Source organism: Mycobacterium sp. shizuoka-1 (assembly GCF_002723835.1).
Lineage (GTDB): Bacteria > Actinomycetota > Actinomycetes > Mycobacteriales > Mycobacteriaceae > Mycobacterium.
The window spans coordinates 1-9,368 of sequence record NZ_BEWG01000085.1; the positions used below are offsets into that span (position 1 = coordinate 1).

Annotated in this window: 4 protein-coding genes and 2 pseudogenes; 3 read left to right on the top strand and 3 right to left on the bottom strand. The window is 65.4% G+C overall.

Going from position 1 to position 9,368, the window contains the following annotated elements:
* Nucleotides 1–85: 85 nt before the first annotated feature.
* Together MSZK_RS32710 and MSZK_RS23115 are read right to left on the bottom strand one after the other, a co-directional pair.
* Nucleotides 86–571 (bottom strand): annotated as a pseudogene (locus tag MSZK_RS32710) (sterol desaturase family protein); the annotation flags it as partial.
* 157 nt (nucleotides 572–728) lie between these two features.
* Nucleotides 729–1,586, bottom strand: coding sequence for a hypothetical protein (locus MSZK_RS23115; protein ID WP_011767917.1), 858 nt, complete (start codon nucleotides 1,584–1,586; stop codon nucleotides 729–731).
* A gap of 673 nt (nucleotides 1,587–2,259) precedes the next feature.
* Between MSZK_RS23115 and MSZK_RS23125 the strand changes: the two genes are divergently transcribed.
* Both MSZK_RS23125 and MSZK_RS23130 read left to right on the top strand, forming a co-directional pair.
* Nucleotides 2,260–2,649, top strand: a complete 390-nt coding sequence (locus MSZK_RS23125) for an antitoxin Xre/MbcA/ParS toxin-binding domain-containing protein (RefSeq protein ID WP_013470149.1) — start codon at nucleotides 2,260–2,262, stop codon at nucleotides 2,647–2,649.
* Between the two features lie 280 nt (nucleotides 2,650–2,929).
* A complete protein-coding gene (locus tag MSZK_RS23130; RefSeq protein WP_234935307.1) occupies nucleotides 2,930–3,511 on the top strand; it encodes an RES domain-containing protein in 582 nt (193 codons plus the stop codon).
* A 6-nt stretch (nucleotides 3,512–3,517) separates the two neighbouring features.
* Here MSZK_RS23130 and MSZK_RS32715 read toward each other — a convergent pair.
* Nucleotides 3,518–3,934: pseudogene (locus tag MSZK_RS32715) on the bottom strand (integrase core domain-containing protein); the annotation flags it as partial.
* A gap of 606 nt (nucleotides 3,935–4,540) precedes the next feature.
* On the opposite strand from MSZK_RS32715, the gene MSZK_RS23140 reads away from it, so the two are divergent.
* Nucleotides 4,541–9,325: a methyltransferase domain-containing protein gene (locus MSZK_RS23140; RefSeq protein WP_011896100.1), complete on the top strand. Its 4,785-nt coding sequence runs from the start codon at nucleotides 4,541–4,543 to the stop codon at nucleotides 9,323–9,325.
* The last annotated feature ends 43 nt before the right edge of the window (nucleotides 9,326–9,368 follow it).

Here is a 9,368-nt window from a genome sequence, read left to right on the forward strand (position 1 = left end):
CACCGACACCGCCCTCAGACGGCGATCAGCAAGCCGGAACGGAGGTCGCCTGAAACACGCCGATCCACAGGTATTGACAATTCCTCAGGCCGTAGAAGCGGGTGACGCTGTGGTGCACCGCGTGAAAGCGCCACAACACACCGATCTTGTGGCTGGCCAGATGTACGACGGTGATGCCGAGGTCCGCGACCAGGATCGCGGCGAGGACCTGTGCGATGAATGGCCAGCTGTGTGGCCACAACGGCGGTGCGGGGACGATCGCGGCCAGCAGCGGGATGGCGGCCACGCTTGCCAGGATGAGGGTTTCGTTGACCGCGACGTGGATGCGGTCGCGCGTGCTGTCGGCCCGGTCACGGTTCCACGCGGTGTCATACGGAATGACCAGCTCTACCAGGAACGTCGTCGTGATCGCGACGACCAGGACGGCCAGCAGCCAGTACTTCTGGGCGCCGCCGGCGGTGAAGACGATGCCGGCGCCGTTGAGGCCGATCAGCATGAACGGCACGTAGCCGTAGCGGGCCACCGCCTGGGCCGCGGTAGCCGCCGTCGATGTCGGAGAAGTCGTGCTCATGCCGTGAATCGTCGCGGTCACCGACACGGCGGCGCTTGAATGATCCGGCTAAAGGCCGGCTTCGTGGTCCCAGGACACGTGCCGGCTCAGGACCGGTCTCAGAGATGCGTTAGCTTAGTTTGACGCCTGTGCTCACACGAGCGGAGAAGTCAGGTGTTTACTCGCGGTGATCATGATCGCCGTGGTCGTCCTGCGCAGGCACCGCGGGTGGGGCCGGAACTTCGGCCGTCGCCGGTGCAGCCGACTCGCCGGCAGGCTCGTTGACGGGCGGCGGGGCGGCCGGCTCGTGATTGCTGTCAGGGCTTTGAACATGCTCGCTGCTCGTCCCATGATCATTACCCTCCGCGGGCTCGGCGCCAGCGCCGTGGTGATCGCTATGCGCATCGTCGGGGGTCGTCGCGTCGTGCTCGCCGTGCCCATCCTCGGGGGTCGTCCCGTGGTGGCCACCGTCCGCGCTCGCTGGCGCATGGCCGTGCTGCAGTCCTGAAGCAACGCCCACCGTGGACGCCAGCGTCACGACACCGACGGCGCCCATGAGCACTAATGCGCTGCCGAACACCGGTACCGGCTGTCCTTGCAGGCCGCGGTACCACACCCAGCTGGCGCCCATCACGATGTAGATTTGAAGCAGCAGTGCGCAAAGGTCCGCGGCTTGGACCAATTCCGCTTCTCCCGCGCTGGGGCCGAACGGGGCTCCCACGGTCCTGGACAGGGCCCAAAGAGCAATGGCTCCAACGTTGAGCATGATGCCGGCAGCAAGCACAGGAGTCGTGGTTCGTGCGAGAACCAGGCGCGCCCAGAGCAGTTGGAAGAGTGCGATCGTTGCGAAGAACAAGCCTGCTGGCATCCACTCCTGCCAGTGGGTGGGTACGACGGCGAAGTGGATGACCGCGGCGCCCAGCGATGCGAGCGCGGCGAGCCGAGCCGCCAACCGGCTGTCGGTTTTCTTCGCTGTCCTTGGCGCCACCGAACCAGGATGACAGCGCCACCCGCGACAGCGGTTGCATGACACCACATCTCAACACGACCGAGATTCATTTGTCATCAACTACTGTCTTCCTACGTAGACGCCGTCGATGCCACCCTCTGAGTCTCGACCACCGCCGCTTGGCCGTGCGGTAGGACGCCCGCTCGCACTTAGCGTCGGCGAATGTAGCGATTTCGCGGGTCGTTGCTCGCTGCTGAAGAGCGGTCGCAGACATTCGTCCGGGATACGCGTGTCGGCGGGTCCTGGTGCGCAGTCGGACCTGCAATTGTTGATGTACTTCTTGGTGGATGTCGACTCTGATGGTCGGGGCAACCTCAAGCGTCGCCGCCAGTCCATAGCGGACCGGTGCCGCCAACCGGCCCACGTCCACGCGGCAGTCAACGTTGATCTCAGGCGCATCGCCCGCTGCGAACGCGACGGCCCGTTGTCCTTCGAGTATTTCGTGTTGCACGGTGCCGTTACGGCGCCTCGACGACATCCGCGAGCATTCGCCGGGATATGCCACTTGCTTGGGTAGTGGCGGCGGCGTCTTAGGTGCTGTAATCGGGCGTCTACCTGCACGACAGGGTGTCTGAGACGGCAAATAACGCGCATTATGTGTATGTTTTGTGGAGCTTGTTGAGTCACTTTGCGGATTATTCTCGCCGCTTTTATGGTTAGGCGCTGTAGAGTCGCTGCTGACGAAGGAGGTGCTCGCGAGATGTCCGACTTGTTGATCAAGGCTGGGGACGACACCGCGCGGATGGACACCCACGAGGTTGTCGCCTACCTTCTGGCGCGCCTCGGACCCACCCTGACGGCGTATATCGCCAGTTCACGAAGTCGTGCGATGCCAGCCCGGTGGGCCACCCCTCCGGGGGAGCGCAACCACGCCGAACCCTCGACTGAGAAAGCGCGGCGGCTGACGGCAACGCATACCGTCTTCTGGCTGATCGAGGAAGCCGAAAACGACCAGGTTGCCCGGAACTGGCTGATTTCTGCGAATCCTCGCCTAGACGGGATCACGCCGGCGCAACTGCTACGCGAAGATCAGTTTGGTGCTGTCTTTCGCGCCGCGGACGCGTTTATCACCGACACCTACCATGCCTAGTCACTCGTGACGTCGACTCTTCCTATACTCAGCCCGTTCGCTGTGTACAGAGAGGCAGGCGCGGGTGTCGTTGGTGGGTGCGACTATCTGCGCGTCGAGTGGGCTAAACATCGTTGCGAGTTCGGGTCAGAGTGTCTTTCGAGTGGCTCGGACGCAGTACGGTCCGGTTAATCCACCCCCGCGCGTTCCGGGTGAACATCCGGTCGAGGACTGGTCGCGATGGGATACGCCTGGGCGAACCATATACGGATGTTCCTCGGCGACAGGCGCTTTCGTTGAAGTGTTGGAGTATATCCGACCGGACCCGCCGGCGACGCTGCTGAGTGACCTCTTCGACGACGTGGAGCCCGATGACGCCGCGACGTTCGCCGCGCAGGTTGCGAAGGAGTTGCCACAGCACGGGGCGATGCCCTACCGGTCAATCTCGAAGGGCTGGCGGGAAATGCGCTCCCTCTACGAACTTCAATTGCCCTACAGCGGTTGGTTCGTCGACGTCACTGGCGCCGAATCGATCTCGGTGCTTTCCGAACGGCTGGGCTCGACTCTGCTGGCTGAGTGTGAGGTCGAGCACCTGACCCTCAGCGAGCTGACCAGCTCATCCGAAGACCTGAAGAAGCTCACGACGGGCATCGCAACGTGGATTCGAGACCGGACGGTTCTGTTCGACGGGGAGCGTCCGCACGGGATTGTTTACCCGTCCAAATGGGGTACGACGCTGGGCGACAACTACGCGATGTGGCTGCGGCGTACAGACGACGGGACTGGCCCCGATCCGGTGACCGAGATAGAACCCTCCAGCATCGGCAAGCACACAAAACCCTTTGTTGACGCGGCAAGATTGCGCGGCATGCGGATATTCTGAGCGCGACTAGCTGTACTGACCTGAGAGGTTAGGTATGCGGGTGGCGGGTGGTTGGCCGCCGAGTGCGGTGTGGCCGCGGTGGTAATTGTAGGTGTGTAGCCAGATCGGGAACTGCTCGCAGCGCTGGGCGTCGCTGGTGTAGAGCCGGGTATAGGCCCATTCGTCGCCGAGGGTTTGGTGAAATCTTTCTACCTTGCCGTTGGTTTGCGGCCGGTACGGCCGAGAGCGGCCGTGCTCGCGGTCGCGGGCGGCGTCGGCGCGGTAGAACCGTTCGAATACCCGGGTGATGCATTCGGCAGCGATTCCCTCGCCATTGTCGGCGACGGCGATCGTCAGCCGGTCGCCGTCGCGGACACAGCCGAGTTCGACAGAACCGCCCGGTGGAGTGTGCCGCAGCGCATTCTCGAGCAGATTGCCCAGGACTCCGCCCGCGTCACCCCGAAGCTGTGGGAAGACGAGCACCGGCTGCTGTCAGTCGGCTTCCACCAAGCCAAGAGACTCTGGCCCCGGTGTGAACGGATTTGTGAACGAAACAGTGCGTAAAGCGTGAGATGAGGCCGAACGAGAATGACACTGGAGACGCATTAAGTGACCTGACCTGGGCATTCAGGACACAACTGACCGCGTGAGGCGGCGACTGACCGGCTCATAACTTAGAGGTCGCATGTCGCGTTGTTCATCCCTCGGACGCGGCGGAAGCCGGCGATCGAGATTCTGGACGAGCACGCGGTTACGGCGGCCGGATTACGGTCTTGCAGGAACGACTCCTCGCGAGATGTCAGCAGTTGACGCGATGCGATTTCATGGACGACCGTTCGGTTCTAGGATTCGCCATTTAGATGGCAAAACTGGTTCGTCATCTCCGTGGCAAGACAGGAAACCCGCAGGCAGAGCCATCGCCATATGACATGGAGTTTGGCAATCTACATTGGGGTAGCTGCGGCGGTCTTGTCGGTGGTTTCCGGCATACTCTTTTGTGACGGGCACGCGTGTGGGCGGGCCCGCTGATCCCACGAAGGGGAGTGTCGAATGTCTGTGGTTTCTCTGGCTAGCCCGTTGCGAGTCCGTGGCGAGGGGCCGGTAAGTCTGGCGCGACGGGTGGTTGCTGCCGCCGGTGTGGTCCGCGACCTCGACGGGGGCGTTCCCGACGACCGGCAGCGAGCGGTGCTGGCTGCGTTCCCGGGGTGGGGGCCGGTGGCGAAGGTGTTCGATGCGCAGCCCGAAGGGGTGTGGGCCGAGATCGCCGACGAGCTCGACGAGATCGCCGGCGAGGCCGTGGCGGCGGCGGCCCGGGTTGTTGATACGTCCTACTTCACCCCGGCGGCGTTGGTGGCGCACATTTACGGGGTGCTGTGTGCGGCCGGGTTTGCCGGGGGCTCGGTGCTCGATCTCGGGTGTGGTTCGGGGGCGTTCCTAGAGCATGCCCCGCAGGACTTGCCGATTGCCTACACCGGTGTCGAAGCCGATCCGCTGTCGGGGGCGATTGCCCGGGCACTGCATCCCGGAGCCACCATCGTCACCGGGGAACTTCAGCGAGTGTCGCTGCCTCACCGTCGTTTTGATGCGGCGGTCGGCAATGTTCCTTTCTCATCAGCGCGGGTGCATGACGGCGCGTGTAGCTTCTACGGCCCGTTGCACGAGTACTTCATCCGCCGTGCCGTCGACGCGGTGCGGCCCGGCGGCTATGTCGTGGTGGTGACGTCGCGGCACACGCTCGATGGTGCCCGCGCGCTGTCGAGTGCGATCGGCGCACGGGCGGACCTATTGGCGGCGGTGCGGCTGCCGTCGGGCTACTTCGGGGGCGTGGGCACTGATGTGGTCGCCGACGTGTTGGTGCTGCGGGTGCGCGACGGTGACGACGAGCAGCTGGGATGGTCGGCCGGCGATGGTGCGGCCCCGGTGACTCTTGAGCAGACGGTATCCGGGCGGCTGTGCCGGGAGCGGGTCAGCGCCTTTTGGGCGGCGCACCCTGAACTGGTGGCCGGCCGGATGGCCCTGACCGGGTTCGACCGCCAGCCGTTGAGGGTGCAGGCCCAGGACCCCGCGGCGGCGGTAGAGGCGGCGTTCGCGGCGGTGGCTCCCCGCCTGGTCGCCTACGGCGCCGACAGCGATGCCGTCGACGACCTCGGCGAGGTGCGGCTGACCGACGATCAGGGCCGCAAAGAGGGATCGTTTCATCTCGTCGACGCTCAGGTGGTCCAGGTTGTCGACGGAGCGCTGGAGCCGGTGAAACGGCCTACTGCTGAGCTGCGCGCACTGATCGGCTTACGCGACGCGGCGGTGGCGCTGATCGAGGCTGAGGCGGACTGGGACACCCCTGATGACGTGCTAGAGCCGTGTCGCGCGCAGTGCGCCCTGGCCTACGCGCAGTACGTGGAGAGGTTCGGGGCGCTCAACCGGGGCGTGGCCACCACCGGCAAGCCGGATCCCGAAACAGGGATGCCACGCCTGGGGTGGCGCGCTGCCACGCTGTCGGGATTCCGCCGGGACCCCGATGCGGCGCTGGTGTTTGCATTGGAGGTGTTCGACCAGGACAGCGGCGAGGCTGAGCCGGCGCCGATCCTGACGCGTCGGGTCAACAAACGACCGCAGCCGGTGACCAGCGCCGACACACCTGGGGAGGCGTTGTCGGTGTGCCTGGGTGAGGGACGCGGACTGGACCTTGACCGGGTGGCCGCACTACTGGGCCTCACCGACGCTGAGCGCGCGTTCGACCTGCTCGGGGATCTCGTCTACCGGGAGCCGAACACCGATCGGCCGGTGCTCGCCCGTGACTACCTGTCTGGTGACGTACGCAGCAAGTTGCGGGAGGCGCTGGCCGCCGCGGCGGCCGATAGCCGCTATGAGCGCAACGTCACCGCCCTGGAGGCGGTGCAGCCGGCATGGCTGGGCCGCGACGAGATCCGCATCGAGTTGGGATCGCCATGGGTGGGTGCCGGCGACGTCGCGGACTTCTGCCGTGAGGTGTTCGGTGCGCGCGCTCGGGTCGAACACATAGCTCCGCTGGCGGCTTGGGACGTGGAGGGCAGCCGGCGGTCGATGGCGGCGCAGGCTCAGATCGACTACTGCACCGAGAGGATGGACGGTTTCGAGCTGCTGCAGATCGGTCTCAACGGCGCCGCTCCGGTGGTGTGGGATGAGGTGTATGACTCAGAGTCGCGGACGCGGCGACGGGTGCGCAACGCCGATCAGACCGAAGCGGCCGAGCAGAAGCTCGCAGCGATCCAGGAACGATTCTCGGTGTGGGTCTGGGAGAGCGCCGAGCGTGAGCGTCGAATCGTCGAGACTTACAACGACACAATGAACGCACGGGTGCTGCGTCACCACGACGGGTCGCATCTGACGTTCCCGAGCTTGGCGCAGGGCATCGAACTATGGCCGTGGCAGCGCGATTTCGTGGACAGGGCCGTCTCAACACCGGCAGCGTTTTGTGCCCATGAGGTCGGTTTAGGTAAGACGCTGACCGCGGTAGCTACCGCAATGACATTGCGGCAGTTCGGAATAGTAAACCGCGTGGGGATGATCGTCCCCAATCATCTGATAGAACAGGCAACTCGTCAGGCATACCAGGCGTGGCCGGCGGGACGGTTCCTGATCGTGACCCGCAACGATCTCCACGGTGACGCGCGGCGGCGGTTCGCGGCCCGATGTGCGACCGGGGACTGGGATCTGGTCATCATGACCCACGAGACATTCTCCTCGATCCCGGTCCCGGCCCGTGTGGAACGGCAGTGGCTTGAAGATCAGCTCGGCGAGCTGGAGAACTACGGGCGCACCGTGGGGCACGCCGGCAAACGGATCGCGGCCGCGGTGCGGGCTCTGCAGGGCAAGATTGAGCGGCTGCGGTCGGCCTACAACGACCCGCAGGCGGTCATGTTTTCGCATCTGGGTCTGGACTATCTCATCGTCGATGAGGCCGACAAGTTCCGGCGCCTGCCGGTGACGACACGCGCAGAGGGGTTTTCGCTGGGGTCCTCGAAACGCGCACTCGACCTGTTTTTGAAGATCGCCATGCTCCGGCGAGCTCATCCCGACCGGCCGCACGCGTGTTTGATGACGGGCACGCCGTTTACCAACACGTTGGCCGAGGGTTTCGTGTGGCAGCAGATGTTGGCGCCTGACCAGCTCGACCGCACCGGCCTGGGCCACTTCGACGCCTGGGCGGCGCAGTTCGTGCGCTACGAGGTGCTGATCGAAACCAGCCCCGATGGGGCGGGATTCCGGTCACGGCGCCGGCCCTCGGTGATCCAGAACGTGCCCGAGCTGCGGGTGATGCTCGCGGAGTTCATGTCGATGGTCCGCGCTGACAGCGTGGGGCTTGCGCGGCCGGAGGTGCGCCGCCACACCGAGGTCACCACGCCCACACCACGGCAGCAGGCATTCATGGACACGCTGGTGACCCGTGCTGATGCGCTGCGCAAACGAGTTGTGAGCGCGGATGCCGACAACATGCTGCTGATCTGTGGTGATGGACGCAAGGTCGCCCTGGACCCGCACCTGGTGGGCATCGACAGCGCCGCCGACAGGGGTGGGGACCTGTCCGAAGAGCACCGGAGCGACACCGCCCCGAAGCTGAGGGCCGTCGCTGATCGAGTCGCCGAGATCCACCACGCCACCCGAGACCTGGTGTACCGGGGATCGGCGACGCCGGGGGCATTCCAGTTAGTGCTCTGCGATCTGGGGACCCCACGCCCGGGTGATACCCAGAGCTACGGGCGGCTACGCGAAGCCCTGATCGCACGCGGGGTGTCTGCCGCCATGATCAGGTTCGCTCACGAAGCCACGACCCCCAAGGCACGCGAGGCGTTGTTCGCCGGATGCCGAGACGGCAGGGTGGCGGTCCTGATCGGGTCGACGCCGAAGGTCGGCATCGGGACCAATATCCAGAACCGGCTGCACTCGCTGCACCATGTCGACCCCACCTGGACCGCGGCGGCGTGGGAGCAGCGCAACGGCCGCGCGGTGCGCAACGGTAATCAGCACGACGTGGTCGACATCTACTCCTACGTCACCGAAGGCACCTTCGACGCGTACATGTTCGGCATCGTCGAGCGCAAGGCCCGCGGATTCGAGCAGCTTTACCGCGTCGACGGTCAGGCTCGCGAGATCGAGGATCTGTCCGGTGACGGCACGTTGAGCTTCGGGGAGCTCAAAGCCGCCGCGGCGGGCAATGATCTGCTGCTGCGTCAGCACGAACTGGCCACCAGGGTCCGCAAGTTGCGGCTGGCACACGTCACCGTCCAGCAGAACGTGAAAACCCTGCTGAGCCAGGCAGCCCGCGCAGAAGCCGGCCAGCAGGCCGCCGACGAGCGGATCGACAGGCTCGGGCAGTTCGCCGCCCACAGCTCGGGTATGGCCGCGATCGATCTGTCGGTGGTTGCCGAACGGGCATGCACTCAGAGTGAGCCGGGCCGGGTCTTCTCGGGATATGGGCGCGATTGGAGCGATGGCCGGGTACGGATACGCATCGAGGACAGCGACCCGGGTCGGCGGCTGGTGCTGTCGTTCGAGTATCGCACTCTGTGGGCCGAGGCGGTACCGGGCCGGGTTTGGCGCCGTGGAGCCGGCGCGGTCAAAGCCTGGTCGGAGGCCATGGTCGCTGCGTGGATCGGCGGCATTGATGACGAGCTCGGCGAGACCCGCGCCCGCAGAGGTGAGTATGCCGAGCAGGCGGCCACTGCCCGCACTGTGATCGCGGGAACCGATCTGGCCGAGCCGGCCGATCTGGCCGCCGCCCGGTCAGAACTGGCCGAGGTCAATGCGGCCATCGCAGCGGAACTGTCCGACACTGAGGGCCAGCACACCGCAGCCTGAGCGAGCCGCGGCACCGTCCTGACATCGAGGGGTGATGCAGGAC